The 17207-nt window shown below is 45.3% G+C and carries 14 protein-coding genes; 7 read left to right on the top strand and 7 right to left on the bottom strand.

Translation table 11 applies throughout. The features are described 5' to 3' along the window. Window positions 1-87: 87 nt before the first annotated feature. Together MHH93_RS22445 and MHH93_RS22440 are read left to right on the top strand one after the other, a co-directional pair. The gene (locus tag MHH93_RS22445; protein WP_500055832.1) at window positions 88-3219 is read left to right on the top strand and encodes an ATP-binding protein; all 3132 of its coding nucleotides are present in this window, start codon (window positions 88-90) and stop codon (window positions 3217-3219) included. Continuing rightward, a complete protein-coding gene (locus MHH93_RS22440; RefSeq protein ID WP_500055831.1) occupies window positions 3216-4334 on the top strand; it encodes a response regulator in 1119 nt (372 codons plus the stop codon). Before MHH93_RS22445 ends, MHH93_RS22440 begins: the two co-directional genes overlap by 4 nt. Window positions 4335-4510: 176 nt before the next feature. On the opposite strand, the gene MHH93_RS22435 is transcribed toward MHH93_RS22440, so the two are convergent. The 4 genes from MHH93_RS22435 to MHH93_RS22420 form a co-directional block, all read right to left on the bottom strand. Then, window positions 4511-5692, bottom strand: coding sequence for a DUF4317 domain-containing protein (locus tag MHH93_RS22435; RefSeq protein ID WP_440392156.1), 1182 nt, complete (start codon window positions 5690-5692; stop codon window positions 4511-4513). Between the two features lie 178 nt (window positions 5693-5870). Continuing rightward, window positions 5871-6956, bottom strand: coding sequence for an endonuclease NucS domain-containing protein (locus MHH93_RS22430; RefSeq protein ID WP_500055830.1), 1086 nt, complete (start codon window positions 6954-6956; stop codon window positions 5871-5873). Window positions 6957-6974: 18 nt separating this feature from the next. Continuing rightward, window positions 6975-8204, bottom strand: a complete 1230-nt coding sequence (locus MHH93_RS22425) for a PDDEXK-like family protein (protein WP_500055829.1) — start codon at window positions 8202-8204, stop codon at window positions 6975-6977. 243 nt (window positions 8205-8447) lie between these two features. Next, window positions 8448-9155, bottom strand: a complete 708-nt coding sequence (locus MHH93_RS22420; protein WP_500055828.1) for a DNA alkylation repair protein — start codon at window positions 9153-9155, stop codon at window positions 8448-8450. A 377-nt stretch (window positions 9156-9532) separates the two neighbouring features. Here MHH93_RS22420 and MHH93_RS22415 point away from each other — a divergent pair, with 377 nt between their 5' ends. Beyond that, window positions 9533-10696, top strand: a complete 1164-nt coding sequence (locus tag MHH93_RS22415) for a glycoside hydrolase family 27 protein (protein WP_500055827.1) — start codon at window positions 9533-9535, stop codon at window positions 10694-10696. Next, window positions 10696-10899 (top strand): hypothetical protein, encoded by a 204-nt coding sequence (locus MHH93_RS22410; protein WP_500055826.1) that lies wholly within the window; start codon window positions 10696-10698, stop codon window positions 10897-10899. Before MHH93_RS22415 ends, MHH93_RS22410 begins: the two co-directional genes overlap by 1 nt. Before the next feature lie 2 nt (window positions 10900-10901). On the opposite strand, the gene MHH93_RS22405 is transcribed toward MHH93_RS22410, so the two are convergent. Next, the gene (locus MHH93_RS22405; RefSeq protein ID WP_500055825.1) at window positions 10902-11711 is read right to left on the bottom strand and encodes an AraC family transcriptional regulator; all 810 of its coding nucleotides are present in this window, start codon (window positions 11709-11711) and stop codon (window positions 10902-10904) included. Window positions 11712-11825: 114 nt separating this feature from the next. Here MHH93_RS22405 and MHH93_RS22400 point away from each other — a divergent pair, with 114 nt between their 5' ends. Continuing rightward, window positions 11826-13361, top strand: coding sequence for a carboxylesterase/lipase family protein (locus MHH93_RS22400; RefSeq protein WP_500055824.1), 1536 nt, complete (start codon window positions 11826-11828; stop codon window positions 13359-13361). Between the two features lie 85 nt (window positions 13362-13446). Here the strand turns inward: MHH93_RS22400 and MHH93_RS22395 are convergent, their stop codons facing one another. Further along, window positions 13447-14790 carry a HAMP domain-containing sensor histidine kinase gene (locus tag MHH93_RS22395; RefSeq protein WP_500055823.1) on the bottom strand — a complete coding sequence of 448 codons (1344 nt, stop codon included), beginning with the start codon at window positions 14788-14790 and terminating at the stop codon, window positions 13447-13449. Beyond that, the gene (locus tag MHH93_RS22390) at window positions 14783-15475 is read right to left on the bottom strand and encodes a response regulator transcription factor (RefSeq protein ID WP_500055822.1); all 693 of its coding nucleotides are present in this window, start codon (window positions 15473-15475) and stop codon (window positions 14783-14785) included. Before MHH93_RS22390 ends, MHH93_RS22395 begins: the two co-directional genes overlap by 8 nt. A gap of 159 nt (window positions 15476-15634) precedes the next feature. On the opposite strand from MHH93_RS22390, the gene MHH93_RS22385 reads away from it, so the two are divergent. Then, window positions 15635-16369 (top strand): TVP38/TMEM64 family protein, encoded by a 735-nt coding sequence (locus MHH93_RS22385; protein ID WP_500055821.1) that lies wholly within the window; start codon window positions 15635-15637, stop codon window positions 16367-16369. Window positions 16370-16444: 75 nt separating this feature from the next. Further along, the gene (locus MHH93_RS22380) at window positions 16445-17023 is read left to right on the top strand and encodes a GNAT family N-acetyltransferase (protein ID WP_500055820.1); all 579 of its coding nucleotides are present in this window, start codon (window positions 16445-16447) and stop codon (window positions 17021-17023) included. Window positions 17024-17207 lie beyond the last annotated feature (184 nt).

Genomic DNA, 17207 nt, shown 5'->3' with positions numbered 1-17207 from the left:
GTTTATTCGCTACAATGCCGATAGAATACAAGAGATAATGTCCGAACCTATCCAAGAATCGAACAACCTCTAAAGGAGCAGCATGTTGTGTTATTGAAAATTTCAGGCATTGTCCTGACTGTTGTACTCGCTATTACCGTACTCCTTCTATCAACAATCAGAGAACCCCAATCTGCGGCTCTTCATGCTCGTCAAGGCGTTATGGACCTCTCGGACTGGAACCCGGAACAGGACGAGCGGATCAAGCTGGACGGTGAGTGGGAGTTTTACTGGGAGCACCTGCTTCCTCCGGAATTTGCAGGTTCGAATCTGGCTACACCAACGAAAACGCCGGATGCATATGCAACTGTTCCCGGCTCCTGGAATCGACTGGTAGTGGATGGCAAACGACTGCCTGCCCATGGCTTTGCCACTTATCGTCTCGTGCTCAGAAATTCACCTATTAAGGGAACACTGGCAATCAAAAAAATGAACATTCGTTTCGCCAGCGAAATCTATATCAATGGCAACAAGCTGCTGGAAGACGGACATGCCGTGGAAAAATCAGCGGGATACCGACCAGGTAACTCCCCCCAAATTGGCTTTTTCCCTTATCATGGCGGTGACATTGAGATTTTGATCCGGGTGGCTAATTACGATTACACGGACTCTGGCATTCCGGGACCACTCTTTTTTGGCGAACAGGCAGCCATGCTGAATAAACATCAAATTAGCACAGCTGTCGAATTCGGCACGCTTGCTGTACTGGCTACCATTTCGATCATATTCCTCATCAGTTATCTGGGGTCTGCACTCTACCGAAACAGGGACGATTCCCTGCTGCTGCTTGGTCTAATCTGTCTGCTGTATGCACTCTATAACGGCATGATCAGCGAACGTGTGTTATCCATGGTGAATACGGAAATCTCCTTTAGCACGCTCTATAAATTAAAAGATTTCTGCTCCGTGGCATGTCTGGGTCTGTTGACCTTTTACTTCTACCGATTCAAAACAGGCATCCTGTCAGGTCTGCTTACGACAGTGATCCTGGTCATCTTCGGCGCTTACTTATGCATGGTCGCGCTCCTGCCAATCTCAGTCTATGGGGTTGTTGCACCTTACGTCGTCGTGATGTATACGTTAATGCTGCTCTGGTTGCTATATCAATGCGCATCACAGTTTCTGACGAGTGAGAAGGGGGAACGGCTGTCTGCTTTTCTGTGGTACGCGGCTCTCTTAAGCATCATGTTATATTGTCTAGACATTAACCTCTTCTCCATCTCGCTCAAGGAGAATATGAACATCGGGCAGGTCTCCATTGTCCTGTTCAGCATCCTGATGCTGTTTCTGGCGGTACTCCGATTCTTCGAGTCATATCGTACGGTACGCGCCCTCAAGGACCAGTTACTCTTGCTGGATAAAGTAAAGGATGACTTCCTGTCCAACACCTCGCATGAGCTCAAAACACCGCTGAATGCCATTGTCAACATCAGTGAGAGCCTGCTCAAAGGTGCCGAAGGCCCGCTTACCGATGAACAGGCGCATAACCTGGCAATTGTGACGGGAAGCGGCAGACGATTAACCTATCTGGTCGATGAATTGCTGGATTATTCGAAAATGAAACACGGCGACATCCCGCTACATCGGTCTTCTACCGATCTGTACTCGTTTGTCGAATCAGTCATGCGGATGCACACCTTCCTGCTTGGCGCGAAAAAGGTGGAACTCATTAACCGCATCCCGGCTCACTTCCCGCCGATCTATGCGGACGGCAACCGACTGATTCAGATCCTGCATAATCTGATCGGTAATGCCGTCAAGTTCACGGAACATGGCACAGTAAGCATCGAAGCTGCCGTTGTTCATGGAAAAGCGGAAATCCGTATTATCGATACCGGCCGCGGCATCGGTAAGGACAAGCTGGAGCATATCTTCCTGCCGTTCGAGCAGGAAGCAGATACCGGGCCAATCGTTGCGGGAGGCACAGGTCTGGGACTAAGCATTACGCGCAAACTGGTCGAACTGCATGGCGGAACCATTCTTGCGGAATCGGCACCCGGCTCGGGGGCCACGTTCATCCTGACCTTTCCTCTCGCAGATGGTAAAGGTGAGAAACGATCCAACGTCATGCCACTTACCGTAGCTCCTACAAGCCCTGGTAATCGGCTGTTCCGGTTCGAGGAACCAACGATTGTACAAGGGAATAAAGACGAATGGATTATCGTTGTGGATGACGACTCGGCTAATTTGCAGACCATAGTGAATCTCTTGAAGTTGGAAGGTTACAGTTATGTGGTAACCTCACGTTCCCCTTCCGTACTGGAACTGCTGGACCAGCTTCCTGCCGTACATCTGGTCATTGCAGACATCATGATGCCGGACATGTCGGGTTACGAATTACTGGAACGGATCAGGGCACGCTACTCTCCTTCCGAGCTTCCCGTGCTCATGCTGACGGCGAGTAATAAAGCTCATCAGTTGAAGCTGGCCTTGGAGAAAGGTGCCAATGATTTCGTAGCAAAACCTTTTGAATCGGAGGAATTGCTTGCACGGATCGGCGGCTTGATCCGGATGAAAACCTCCGTACAGGCTGCGCGAGATGCCGAAATATCCTTTTTGCGTTCACAGATGAACCCGCATTTTCTGTATAACGCCCTGAATGCCATTGCCGAATTGTGTGTAGATGCACCGAATCGGGCAGAACAATTGATTTTGCAATTATCGAGTTACTTACGGCGGAGTGTGCACTTTAAACACCTTGATTCAAAAACGAGCCTGATGAACGAACTGGAGATGATCGAAGCATACGTTGCCATTGAGCAAGCTCGCTTTGGCTCACGGCTGGAGGTCATTATCGATGTGGATGCGGACGTGAACCGGAACATGGACATTCCGCCCCTCACGTTACAGCCTCTAATCGAAAATGCCATTCGTCATGGCCTGATGTCCAGCATGGACGGTGGTCGCGTCATGTTGTCCATTCGTAATCTGAATGATACGGAAACACGTTTCACCATCGAGGACAACGGAATTGGCATAACTAAACAACGGATGGACGAAATTCGGCAATCCACGGACGGCAGTAACGGCGTGGGACTATGGAATATCTCCAGCCGCTTGAACCTGCTGTATGGCAGACACCTTCAGATGGAAAGTCTGGACGGCGAGGGAACGCGGATTACATTTGATCTTCCAAACCAACGTCTAGACACAGATGGGAACGGGGGTTATGAAACATGATAAAAGTTATCATCGTGGACGATGAGGATTTGTCGCTGAAGCGACTGAATCGCATTTTGACAGAAAGTGGAGAAGTCGAGGTATCTCGTGCGTTTCACGATCCGGAGGAAGCCTGTGAATATGCAGTAGCCAATAGCTTCGATGCGGCATTCCTGGATATTACAATGCCTCGCATCTCGGGTATGCATCTCATTGGTGAATTGCGCAAGCATCACCCCTTGCTCCCCATTGTACTGGTGACCGGTTATGAGGAATATGCGGTGCAGGCCTTCGACAAAGAGGTCATCGATTACGTCATCAAGCCGGTCACGGCTGAGCGACTGAATCGTAGCATTCAGCGGTTGCAGCAGAAGCTTCATAAGTCCGTCGACTCCTCCGAACTGACAACGCCTGCACCCAAGCTGAATGTTCGTCTGTTCGGTGAATTCACCGTGTTTGGCGGAGCCGGAGCAGACAGTCCCATTAAGCTTAGAACGCCCAAAACCGAAGAGTTACTCGCATTCTTGCTATATACCAAGTCAACTACCCGTGACGCATTAGCTGATACGTTGTGGAAGGACCTCAGTCCGCAGAAGGCCTGGACGAATATCAATTCCACACTGTACTACGTGCGACGGGCCATCGGTGACAACAGTGACGTGCCGATCATTCTTAAGGACAGGAATGGCATTCGTATCGACCGCGATGCAATCGACTGCGATTTGTACGAGTTTGAGGCCTTGTTCCGGCAGATGCGTCAGGCCTCTGCACATCGTCCAGAACTCTTCGAGCGGATGGATACGTTGTATAGGGGTGAACTTCTGAAAGGAAGGCATTATGAGTGGGCCTTCGCATGGTCCAGACAGCTGGAACTGGATTTCATTATGACGATGGAAACTGCTGCCCACTATCACACGAAGGAAGGCGAGCCGCTACGGGCACTGTATTATTTTGAACGGATCCTCCAGATTGACTCGATTCGGGAAGATATCCATCGCGAGATCATCCTGCTGTATCTGTCCCTTGGACGAAGAACTGAAGCACAGCGCCAATACCTGGTTCTGGAGGATTTGCTCAGAGAGGAGCTCGACTCCAGTCCGGCAGCGGATATTAGACAACTCCTGCAACAATCATGATACAGCAAAAAAAGCCCATACCTTGGCGATAATGAACTGCTCCCATCGTAAACTTCTACGGTCTACTATGACAGGGAACAGTTCAGTGTTGCTTTAGGCTTGGGCTTTTTTTCAACATAGATGGACGTTCATTTGTCCTTGCAGGATGATTTTACATCATCATAGTCTACAATCAATTACTCATTGATAAGTTTTTCTGTATTGAGCGTAAACCCTTCAATCACGACATCTTCGTCCACTTCAATCATGATGCAACGTCTGCCTTGATAGTTCACCTGCTTCACATATCTCAGGTCTTGCGGACTAACCGAAATCGTAGCAACCTTGGTTTCGATCTTAATGGACTTGGACGTAAACTTCGGCATAACACTGGTCGCTTTCATCTCATAATTCTTGTTGTCGACGATCGTTTCGAAGGCACGTTCCACTTTCTCCGTTGTCAGATCCTCTACACCGCTTGCGGTCAGTACACGTTCCAGATCCTTATAATCCAGCTTCGGAGGTTCTTCCTCATGGGACTCTTCGTTAATTTCAATAACGCGGTTGATCTCCTCATATACATGTGCAATGGTGGCTGAATCGAGCTGTTCACCGGCCACTTCCTTCACGATATCTTCGAAGATTGCCCGTTCTTCCAGTGCGGTTACGGATCTTTCTCCATTCAGAACATTTTCAACAAAATGCGGGTCCGGGAAATTAGATTTCCCTGTGCAATATAACACGCGATTCACATCGGAGTAGTTGTCTGTCACGCTAGGATACAGGAACCCTTGCTCTGGCGTGCTTAATTTGATAATCGGATCGACAATAATGTTGTATTTGAATTCTCTCTCCACGTAATCAAACAAGAGCGTTTTCCGCTGCTTCTCCGTGGAATTCACGCTGCACAGAATGAACGGATGGGCGAACACCTCGTTCTTCTCGCTCTCTTCCGAAGCTTCGTTTCTAGCTTTGGTCGGCAGATAATACTGTCCGCGCACGAACGTAGCTACCATATCCCGCTCATACTTGGCATCCACCAACATTCGATCCACGAGCAACAGCATGAGGTCCTGCCATTCGTCCGGATCACCTGTGACCAGAGCCTGGTGAAGCAATACCTGAGCCGGGTCCTCCGCTGCTTCCTGGAACTTCAACTCAAACAGCTTCTGATCCAGATCGCCTGTCAGCAACTTTTTGAAATTGCCCATGTACAGCTCCTGCTTCTCTCTGTCCACCAGTTCGAACGGGTGACGCTCCCAATGATAGACCTCATTGGTTTCCTTCGTAATATAGACGTTGAGAATATCGTAAATATTCAGTAGATCGTGATCGAGTTTAAACTGCTTGCGTATATGCGCGACTTCTTTTTTATTCATGATTCGTTAGACAACTCCTCAAGTAAATTGGCCTTACAAGTATAAACGAAATAAAAACCCTTCGCTAGAAGGGCATTTTATCTTGCAAAACCGAATTCAAGTGTATTAAACTGGAAATATTTTATAAAGTTTCTTACTTAGGGTAACATTACTAGATCTTTTTATTGTGTATTACGTTTCACTTGATCTCTTTCTCCAGCTCAAAATGTTCTGTTAGTCTGTCCAAAGTAAACTGGTTCCGCAATTTACAAGCAGAGTTCTGATTTGCAAACATCCCTTTCTCCCAGATCGCCTCCTGCTTAGCACGCGTCTTTATCCATTTTACACGCACAACATATTCACACAGATCAGGATCGTCAACATCCTTATCCATCTTGACTCGCAAATCGGAATTAAGTAAAGGTACGTTTTCTTCACCGTGTAAGACCTGGAACTCTTTGATAGGTACAACTTCCTCCTGTACGATTCCAACACCAACATAGCCAACTTTAGGGATGCATACAAATAATCTATCCTCAGGTTTAAGTAGACTTAATGATCTGCTATACCATTTTCCCTGTCCGGCTGAAATAAAACCATATTTTCTACAATCTTCCCAATTCCGATACTCACCATCACCCAGTGACACGTAAAAGTCCTTTCCATTCCACGGAGCCTTTCCACTTTTTAAGGGCCTATTACTGATTGATTTAGCTTCAAAACTATTGGGATCAATAAGCCAGTTTCGAGCCAAGTATTCGTTATCTCCATCTTTAAAATAATGAAAAAAGAGTGCATTTATAGGCACGCCAAAGTTAGTTAGGTAGTTTATAATTCTCTCTGTAGCCGGGTCCAGCTCAGCCGAAACTACTAATAACAAATGCGATTCATTCAACGTTTCTGGAAGATCTGTCTGAAAATAATCTACGAAATCTTGTTCCAATTGCTTTCCTGGATTTTTCTCACTGTAAATTCGTGTGATATCATTGTAATTTAGCTGTTGAACCCAAGAAGCATAATCCAAAGTTTGAGCAACGACTTCACGTGGCGTCTTGTTTCTCTTGAGTTCGATTATAACCAAATTCCCCTCGGAATTCATAGCGAGAATATCAATAAATTTACCAAATGCCGTAGTGATTTGTCGCCCAATGAGCATTACCGTAGGGTCGATGATGCTGATATCAGAGGATATAACATCTTCAAGTTTACGCTCAGTTTCAATATTTGAGAAGTGAACCTTCTCAATACCTTTGTTGATTTTCCAGATACCTAGTTCGATTGGCATTCAGTACACTTCCTTCGATTAAATAGTTTCATTTGGTTTTCCCAGTTCAAATTCGTTTAATAACGTAACTAATAGGGCATTAACTTCGTTATATTTAAATACCTTTTCTAATAATACTCTCATACGTTCAACTACATGTTCGCTATCCGTCCAGTCATCCACTTTTACACTCTTGGTACGAATCCTCGTATACTTACCATCTAACTTATTCAAGGCACTGGTCCTTATTGAAAACATTTTATTACTATCCTGACTGTTAATATAATTTAAGAAGGCATTCCTTATATGTAAGTTCGCTATCGGTCCCACCTCGAGGATGAGGCGCAAACTATTATCCTCAGCAGCAAAGAAATAGCTAACCGGTCTTGGAGATCTCCATTTTGTTACTAAACGAGGAAGGATTGAGTCTAACGATTTTGGGATAAACCAATATTCTTTATCTCTTAAATGAAAATCTCGGTCTTCATGATACCCAATACAATTTAGCTCAGGTTTTAAAACTTCAGTTGCTTGGTTAAGTGTCGAATTAGAAACATACCCATATTTAATAATCGTCTCTATCGCTTCTCCATGATGCTTATAAATATCACGACAAAGTTTTATAAGTTGTTCATCCTCCAAAGTAAGCACCTCCAATGTCCTTATGTAATAACTAATAAAATCATATATCTTAGAATTCATATTTTCCTTATTAAGGACTAACAACGAATTTAACAGTCTCAATATATCTGAATATCCTAGGCTATAATATTCTGGGTGAGGCGATTCCTCTCCGTTCAAAGTAAGAAAAACAGGAATAACGTGCTTGATGTTGGGGTAATTATCCTTAACTAAATTTATGTACTTCTCTAACTGATGGCTCTCTAATCGAGCATGTACTTTATTCTCAATAAAAAGGACAAACTCATTGCTCTTTGAGATAACAATAATATCAATATTTCTCCATTCTCGTAATACTTCAACATCATGAAAGCTGCTTAATAAAACATCTGTTACTTGCATACTATGGTTTTTAATATCGATATCTCTGCATATTATTTCAGTAATTATTTTTTTTAATACCATATCGTTCAAGAAGTGGTTTTCACTTGGACTTAGGAGCCATGCTAGGATATTAGAGTGTCTTATTTCAAATTTATCAATCTTCATTATCTTGAATGGATTGAACTCATTGAGTTTGGAATTTAAAAGGTCAAAAGATTCGTTATTTGTTATAAACCGATTGACATTATCATATATTTTGTCCATGTCATTCTTAGTCCTCCTTTTAAAGAAAAAATTGGTGATAACGAAACATGATCACAGAATTTTTTTAACGAAAATACTAAGTAAAATCTCACCCTCAGACCTGTAAAATAAAACATGTTCCTTTCACCAGAATATTCGACGATTTATCTAGTCCTTCCTGCCTGTTTATATCGAGTAATTATAAAATAAGACGTAGGATGATTATCCTACGTCTTTTAAAAACACATATTAATTTGATTACAGTTAACATCTAACATATTTACGCTTGAAGCCTACCCGCCCTTTATCCACTGACTTTTGAATATTCTCAGAGGCATTCAGCAGCTTGCTCTTCGGCATGTCCTTGTTCACTTCGACAGGTCCCACAGCCTTGGCTATCTCCACTGCCTGATCGTGCAACGGTTGATAGGATGTTGCAACGGTATACAGGAAGTTGTTCATCGAATATTTCGTTCGTTCCGGAGATTCGTGAATCGTCTTTTTCACCTGTTCCAGCATCTCCATCAGTTTATTCTCCGAAAATTCAGCATCCTTTCGACTGCCGAGTAACCAACAGTAACAGCTCCATCCTGCTGACATTTTCAACTCATCTCCGCTCGCGATCCACTTATCCGAAACTTCTTGAGCGATATCCGTCTCTGCCAACGTGACGGCAACGATGAAGTCAGAGATCATGTAAAAATAAGCAGCGTCAATCCAACGGTCAAAATCAGTTTCCGTCATTACTTGAGGATCGGCTATCACACCCGCAAAGTACATCGCATCATAATTCCCCGTCGCGTATAGTTGCTCTGCCAAAGGCTGATCCTTTTTGATCCGCTTCGCCATTGGTTTCATCGCCCCGGTTGCCACGCCAAATAGCGGTTCATGCGCACCATTGGAGATATAGATTTTTTTCGTTCGTTCTTTGCCCAGCGCTTCAAGCTCCTGCATTACTTCATCCAGATTCATTTGGCAACACTTCCAATCCTATAAATTATATATCTGATCTTCCTGAAAGAACTGAATCGTATTCAGATTTCCCTGTTGCTCTGACATCCTTTTCGAGTATTATCACCGATCATAGCATTCATACCATGGTTTCGCACAGTTCCCTGAAAAGATAAATATAACTTCTTCGCGGACAGACATTTCTCCTTTCTTAGGCTTCTACCAGCACTTCTGAATACCTGCCAAGAGCCTGATTGGAAGAGCTGATTTCCCCAGCACAAGCAGAGCAACATATGTCCATGTCCAAGCAACGTTAAGCTATGGCAGGAAACATAGCTCATCGTTTATGTTCAGTTTAGTATTGTTAACGAAACCAAGATGAGGAAGGACGGGAGATCATGAGCAACAATCAAGTGTTAGGCTTCGCCCCTGCTCTGGGCTGGAATTCGTGGAATACCTTTACGTGGGATATTAACGAACAATTAATTCGGGATGTCGCTGATGTGTTTGTATCGGAAGGTTATCTGGCTGCTGGCTACGAGTATATCGTCATTGATGATTGCTGGAGTCTGAAGGAACGGGATACGGGTGGCAATCTGGTGGCTGACCCGGAGAAATTCCCAAGCGGGATGAAAGCGCTCTCTGACTATATCCATGGCAAAGGACTAAAGTTCGGCATGTATTCATGTGTGGGCACGCATACTTGTGCCGGGTATCCGGGCAGCTTCGAGCATGAATTCCAGGATGCCGCCCTTTTTGCTGAATGGGGCGTTGATTATTTGAAGTATGATTACTGCTTCAAGCCGCGCCATATCTCAGGAGAGCTGTTGTACAAACGAATGAGCCTTGCGCTCAAAAACTGCGGACGTGATATCCTGTTCTCCGCTTGTAACTGGGGAGCCGACGACGTATACGACTGGATTCGGGAATCGGGTGCCCACATGTATCGCTCCACCGGAGATATCCGCGACAATTGGGATTCAGTGAAGGAACTGGCCCTTTCTCAACTCGGAAAACAAAGCTACACCGGCTCCTTCTGCCATAACGACATGGATATGCTTATCGTTGGGATGTACGGTGGAAGCAACAATGACTATATTGGCAGCATCGGCGGATGCAACGACATCGAATATAAAACCCACTTCTCCCTCTGGTCCATGATGGGTTCCCCATTAATGATCGGATGCGACGTGCGCAAGGCTAACCAGATCACCAAAGATATTCTCCTCAATCCGGACCTGCTTGCTATCAACCAGGATGTAGAAGCTCGCGGCGCTTACCGCATTAAACCAGAGCCGCAATGGTTTCACACAGACGATGTATTTATGCTGGTGAAGGTACTCACAGATGGTGATCTCGCTATTGGTTTCTTCAACCTCAGCGATAGCCAGCGGGAATTGTCCTTGCAGTTTTGGGATATGGGTCTGCCTTACGCTGCCGGTTATGCTCTGTCGCTGTACGACTGCTGGGAACATAAAGAACTTGGCGTGTTCCGTGAACGCTTCGCTCCCGTTGTGGCAGCACATGATTGCCTCATCGTCCGGGCCAAACTGGTGAAATAATGACTCAGCATCGCCTATGCACCTCCTGTCAGGTTCCACTCTCTTCAGACGATGTTGGCATCTATCTCAAACTGATCTCGCGCTCTGCCCAGCAATTTCTGTGCATCGATTGTCTGGGCGTGAAACTGAATAGTGGACGCGAGCCCATTGAAAAGCTGATACGTTATTTCCGCGAGTCCGGGAACTGCGCCCTGTTCCGTTAACGTTATGCCTTGGTCTGGTGCAGCATTATGAACGCTGTTGGTGTATGAGAAGTTGATTTCTTGAATACTTTGGAAAAGTATAACGGGTCATTGTAGCCGACGGAGTAGGCTACCGATTGAATCGGTAGACCCGACGTCTTCAGCAATTCACAGGCGCGCCCGATTCGGCAGGATGTAATATACTCCAAAACAGACTTGCCAGTTGCTCCTTTAAACAGACGAAACAAATAGCTGCGCTCCAGATTGACGGCCTTTACGATCTCCGTGACGGTCAATGTCGGCTTCCAGTAGTTCTGTTCGATGTACTTTCTCGCCAGCCAGACATAGTCCTTGGCGTCCACCTGCGGCTCCTTCGGATAGTATTCCATATAGTAGGATAACAGCAGACGCAAACGCGCATCCGCACGCAGCAATTCATGGGATGATGCACCTGCGTTCCATGCGAGATGAAAAAAAGGCTGCAATGTCTCCGGCGAGATCGTCACCACCGGTTGTATCTCTGAAAACTGCGTCAGTCCCAGCAATCGCCCGGCATCTTCACCGCTAAATTCCACCCAGACGTACTCCCATGGATCTTGCGGGTCTGGATAATAATAAATCTCCTTTTGCGGAAATATGATAAAGCTTTCCCCCGTGACCAGCCGAAAAACGCGACCGCCCGTCTCCAGCGTCCCTTGGCCGCGGATAATATAGTGCAGCGCATAAACGTCTCGCACGCCTGGTCCCCATTGGTGAGGGTTGGCTGGCTTGTGACCACCGCTGATAAAATACAAATTACTAGCTCTGCTGCTCTCATGCCAAATCGGATTCAACCTTGATTCCCCCATTTCTACAGCTACCCTGTTCTCGCGTTCGGTTTATCTTAATATCGCTGTTCAGATGTTCGGTAACGCTTACACGCTTAATCCAGAGAGGAGATTGTTGTTATGCTTAGAATGGTTACGGTAGAACATGGACAAGTGCAAGGACTGCCTGCGGCGGACCCGCGAATTACCAGCTTCAAGGGAATTCCTTTTGCCGCACCTCCTTTAGGTGAGAATCGCTGGCGTGCTCCACAGCCGCAGCCGAACTGGGACGGTGTACTGCAAGCTTTCGATTTTGCCCCTATCTCCATGCAAGCCCCAACAGTCATCGATGATAACAATATCTACACCCGCGAATGGGCAGTTGATCCTGACCTGCCCATGGACGAAGATTGTCTGTATCTGAATGTCTGGACACCCGCCAAGCGCACGGACGAGAAGTTACCTGTCTTTGTCTGGTACTTTGGCGGGGGCCTACAGGTTGGCCATACGGCCGAAATGGAATTTGATGGCGAGCGAATCGCTCGCAGAGGTATTGTCGTCGTGACGATTAATTATCGACTGAATGCCTTTGGCTTCCTGTGTCATCCCGAGATTAGCGCCGAATCTCCCCATGCCCCCGCCAACTTCGGTCATCTCGATCAACAAGCAGGCACCCAGTGGGTCAAACGCAACATTGCCGCCTTTGGTGGTGATCCAGACCAGATCACCATCGGCGGACAGTCAGCAGGCGGAGGAAGTGTACTCAGCCAGATGACCTCTCCGCAGAATAAAGGCTTGTTCCAGCGAGCCGTCATCATGAGTGGTATGGCCACCGAGTTATACCCGAAGGTCCGTGTGCCTGCTGTCCGTTCCACACTGCGGGATGCAGAGCAGGCCGGGGTTGCATTTTTTGATTTCTTGGGCGTATCCTCCCTCGCTGAAGCGAGACAACTCGATGCAGAGTATCTCCGTGATAAAGCACTCGAATACAAAAGCTTCTGGGGAACCGTCATCGACGAACAATTCTGCGCAGGCGATCCGTTTACTCGTTTTATTCAGCAGGAGCGCGAGGCGATTCCCGTAATGCTGGGGCATACGTCTTCCGAATTTTGGACCCGTCCCGCCGCAACCGATCTGGAAGAACTAGAGCAGACGGCTGTGGAGCTGTTCGGCGAGGATGCTCCTGCCTTTTTGCAGCTATGTGAGGCTGATACCGGCCAAATCGAACATGCTCTGCAACAAGCATCGGTACGCATGATCCAACATGCCATTCTGCTCGCCATCCGCGCGAACAGCGGTCATCCGTCTGAAACGCCTCTCTATTATTATAACTTCGACGCCGAGATTCCCGGTTGGGACCAGCCGGGCACCTTCCACTCCGTCGATCTGTGGTTCTTCTTCGAAACACTCGCCAAGTGCTGGCGGCCTTTCACAGGCAAGCATTATGATCTGGCCCGCCAGATGTGTAATTATTTATCCAATTTTATTGCTACAGGTGATCCAAACGGTTCGGACTCCACTGGAAAGCTGATGCCTCATTGGATTCCGTGTACTACGGAACAGCCGTATCTTATGGAATTTGGCGATCAGTCTCAATTACAGCAGTCTGAGCCCGGACCGATGCTCTCGTTTCTCATTGAACAATATTTCAAGAAACAGAATGAACCTGTTGTTTAAAACATGAGGCTTCCCCTCTCACGATATCGTAAGAGCCATGCGATAGCATGGCTCTTTTAATACAATGACCTATCTCTACTTTCCATTATAGAAGAGTCTGTGGTGGTTTATTGGAGATGACGGGTAGCGTAATCTGTAGTGAAAAAGTATCTTCTTCCTGCGACACCTTCAACGTACCGTTGTGCTGTTCGATCATTTTCTGACAACTAACGAGCCCTATTTCGTTGCTATCTTTCTTTTTACTGACACGTTTAATCTTATTCTTCACCTCAAGAATGACACATTGTTGCTTCAAAGAGATCTGGATATAAACGGGAAACACTGGATCGGCATATTTTCGAATATTTGAAAATAGGTTATCCATTACGCGTCGCATGGCGACCAGATTGATTTCCAGTAAAAACGCCTCATCATATGCATCTGTCTGAACCTGCACATCAATATCGTCCAAAACCACTAATTGTTCATCGATGAGTTGATCAATCAGCGCTCTGCCCTCATACCTTTCAAATTCTATTTCCTCTTCTTCCGCGGCAGAAGATACCGTAAAATATTCGAATAATTTGTCCGACAGGACTTTGATCTGATAGGCCTTCTCCCGGCTATTATGAATATACTGCAACAGATCCTCATGTGTCTTATACTTATTGAGCTCTATGATATCCATATATCCTAATAGAATCGTGAGTGGCGTTCGCAAATCATGGGAAATCGCCGTAATCAATTCACGGTTGGCCATCCTGACCCTCTCCTCGCTACCCAGCCGCTCCACAAATGATTTCCTCATCTCATCAATACTCTGGGCCAAAGATGACAGTTCATCCTTTCCCAATACCGTAATTGAATAATCCAGATTTCCACCTTCGAGTATTTTGATCTCTTGTTCAAGCACGCCAATATACGACGTTTTCTTATTAATCATCAGTAGAAAGGAAACGATGAACACGACAGCTGCTATGAAAACACCAATAATGAGAATGAGATTGTAATATTGATACTCATAGAAGCCAACCAAATATATTTGGGCATCCTGATCCGCAAAATGGATGGTGGTGATGGGTATTTTTGAAGGTACAAATTGAGTTAACAGCTCTTCATTCATGGCAGGATCAATCTCCGTGTTGGAGGAGAATATCAATTTATCTTTTGCAAAAATATACAGATTCAAGTAGCGTTCATGACTGATCCAATCAGACAATTGCTCGTGATTTTGTGTTGACACGTTCTGATTGTTCACGAATGTTTCGAATCGTTCAAGCGCATCTTGCTGTCTGTTCTCTACAAAAGTGGATTTGCTTAAGTAACTATCCAATACAGTCTCGCCAACTACTTGTACAATAACGAAAACACTTGTGGCAATGATCAGAGAAATGATAACCGCCAGAACCAGTTTAATCTTCAGCTTTTTCCCCATGAGTAACCTATTCAATTTTGTACCCCTTCCCCCAAACGGTCTTCACATATTTAGGGTTCTGTGGGTCATCCTCCAGTTTGCCTCTCAGATTACGAATATGAACCATCACCGTGTTATTACATGTATAAAAGTAGGGCTGCCCCCAAACACTCTCATATATATTTTCCGCCGAGAATACCTTTCGTCGTTTCTTAGCCAACAGCAGCAAAATGTTGTATTCAATTTCAGTTAAAGCAATTTCCTTCTCCCCAACAAACACGGTTTTTGAATCCTGGTGGACGATAAGATCTTTAACGATAATTTGGTCCGTTTCTTCGGTCTTCTCCTTGCCCCGATAAACATAATATCTCCGGAGTAAGGCCTTCACTCTTGAAACGAGTTCTGTATAGGAGAAGGGTTTGGACAAGAAATCATCACTGCCGGAGGAAAAGGCCAATTGTTTGTCTGAATCCTGCGTTTTCGCCGTGAGGAACAGGATCGGTGCGCTTGTTTGTTCACGAATCTCCAGACATGCTTTCAGGCCCGATTTATTGGGCATCATCATATCCAAGATAATGAGATCCGTCTCTTCATTCACTTTATCAATCGCATCTTGACCATCTATCGCTTCAATGACTTCATAATTCTCGCTCTCTAATAAAATCCTTACAATTTCACGAATTTCGCTGTTATCATCAGCAATTAGAATTTTCTTACTCATCTGATCCCTCCGTCTAATTTCAGTATAATATGCGCTATTGGCGACTACCAGCAAATACAATCGACTTAAGAATTCTTCAGAAGTTATGTAGGTATCTCTTAATAACTTCGCCTTATACTGTAAATATGTAGAGGTTATTACACAAAGGAGTCGTCAGCTATGCCACAACCCTCGAAAAAAGTAATGACTAACCTATTGTTGGGTCTGTTCCTCATGTTGTCCATTGGTCTGTTGGTCTATTATTCTCCTGCCATAATTAAAATCATGTCTTCCATGGACAACTTCAGAGAATATATTCATTCAACCGGACATTGGGGTCCAATCATGTTCATCCTATTCCAGATTCTTCAGATCGTGGTTGCACCTATTCCAGGAGAAGTGGTGCAAGTCGCAGGCGGATATATTTACGGTACAGCCATTGGTTCATTGTATACAACGATAGGTTTGATACTCGGCTCAGCGATCGCCTTTTATTTCACTCGTTTTATCGGTCGGGCTTACATTTCACGGCTGCTGCAAAAGAAAAATTATAAGTGGATGTCGTTTATACATGATGAGAAGAAATTCTCCGCCTTTTTATTTATCTTTTTCGTGATACCCGGCTTGCCCAAAGACATGCTTGTATTTGTTGCCGCTCTTACATCGATTCGTTCGTTTAAGTTCTTCATGATTCTTATAATTGGTCGTCTGCCGTGGATCATTGCATCTGCCGCCGTGGGGTCCACCATTCATATGCAACAATATACGATCGCCATTAGTATTTCTGTTATCGCTGTGATCGGGTTCGTGCTCGGTTATATCTATAGGGAGAAATTGGTGGGATTGTTCTCCCGGTCTGACAGAACCGAAACCAAAGCCAAACTCAAGGCTACACCCAGCTATAGTAAGGAATAGTGTGTTTGGTAGAATAAAAAGAAATACAACATGAACAAAGTCAATCTATGGATATGAACACTGGAGGTATATCTCATGCAAAACCTTGAAACCAATCGATTAATCCTGCGAAATTTCACCGCAACAGACGCAGCCGGACTGTTGGAATACACAGCTAATCCCAGAGTGAATTGCTTTATGGATCACCGAATTTCAACACTGGAAGAAGCAGCGGCAGAAGTCGCAAAAAGAAGCAATGACGATTCCCAAATCGCAGTCTGCCTGAAAGACAGTAACGAGCTGATCGGTGAGCTGTTTGGCATGAGGGAAGATCGGGATCCTGATACAGATAAGGATACGAATTCAGATACGTATAGTATTGGTTGGAATTTTAATGGCAGATTTGAAGGGAAAGGGTACGCAAGTGAGAGTGCCCACGCTTTCATCGAGCATCTCTTTATGGAACAGGGAATAAGAAGAGTGTACGCCTATGTCGAGGATGATAACTTTCGTTCCCAGAAACTGTGTGAGAAGCTGGGCATGCGCCGGGAAGGTCTTTTTTTGGAGTTCATCTCATTTGTCAAAAATGAGGACGGCACACCGAAATACGAGAATACGTATCAATATGCTTTGTTGAAAAAGGAATGGCTGGCACAGCGTGAATCGGAGAAATAAAGAAAGACATGCCTATGCGTCATCATTAGTTTAAAAAAATTTATTGAAATGAGAACGTAACCATGCGTACATTCCACAACAAATACGGCGGCTTCTCCCTGGATGGGATTCCAGAGGAAAAGTCGCCGTTGTATGAATACTAAACACTATTGAACGGGTAATCGTTAATGGGTCAAAATACCGT

This window comes from Priestia sp. FSL H7-0729, from assembly GCF_038005685.1.
Taxonomy (GTDB): Bacteria; Bacillota; Bacilli; order Paenibacillales; family Paenibacillaceae; genus Paenibacillus.
This window is presented reverse-complemented; position numbering and strand designations above follow the sequence as displayed.

What these genes read in the sequence shown, in the direction of transcription:
- MHH93_RS22440 (WP_500055831.1), top strand. Translation starts at nt 3,216, where the DNA reads ATGATAAAAGTTATCATCGTGGACGATGAGGATTTGTCGCTGAAGCGA.
- MHH93_RS22435 (WP_440392156.1), bottom strand. Translation starts at nt 5,692, where the DNA reads ATGAATAAAAAAGAAGTCGCGCATATACGCAAGCAGTTTAAACTCGAT.
- MHH93_RS22430 (WP_500055830.1), bottom strand. Translation starts at nt 6,956, where the DNA reads ATGCCAATCGAACTAGGTATCTGGAAAATCAACAAAGGTATTGAGAAG.
- MHH93_RS22425 (WP_500055829.1), bottom strand. Translation starts at nt 8,204, where the DNA reads ATGGACAAAATATATGATAATGTCAATCGGTTTATAACAAATAACGAA.
- MHH93_RS22420 (WP_500055828.1), bottom strand. Translation starts at nt 9,155, where the DNA reads ATGAATCTGGATGAAGTAATGCAGGAGCTTGAAGCGCTGGGCAAAGAA.
- MHH93_RS22415 (WP_500055827.1), top strand. Translation starts at nt 9,533, where the DNA reads ATGAGCAACAATCAAGTGTTAGGCTTCGCCCCTGCTCTGGGCTGGAAT.
- MHH93_RS22410 (WP_500055826.1), top strand. Translation starts at nt 10,696, where the DNA reads ATGACTCAGCATCGCCTATGCACCTCCTGTCAGGTTCCACTCTCTTCA.
- MHH93_RS22400 (WP_500055824.1), top strand. Translation starts at nt 11,826, where the DNA reads ATGCTTAGAATGGTTACGGTAGAACATGGACAAGTGCAAGGACTGCCT.
- MHH93_RS22390 (WP_500055822.1), bottom strand. Translation starts at nt 15,475, where the DNA reads ATGAGTAAGAAAATTCTAATTGCTGATGATAACAGCGAAATTCGTGAA.
- MHH93_RS22385 (WP_500055821.1), top strand. Translation starts at nt 15,635, where the DNA reads ATGCCACAACCCTCGAAAAAAGTAATGACTAACCTATTGTTGGGTCTG.
- MHH93_RS22380 (WP_500055820.1), top strand. Translation starts at nt 16,445, where the DNA reads ATGCAAAACCTTGAAACCAATCGATTAATCCTGCGAAATTTCACCGCA.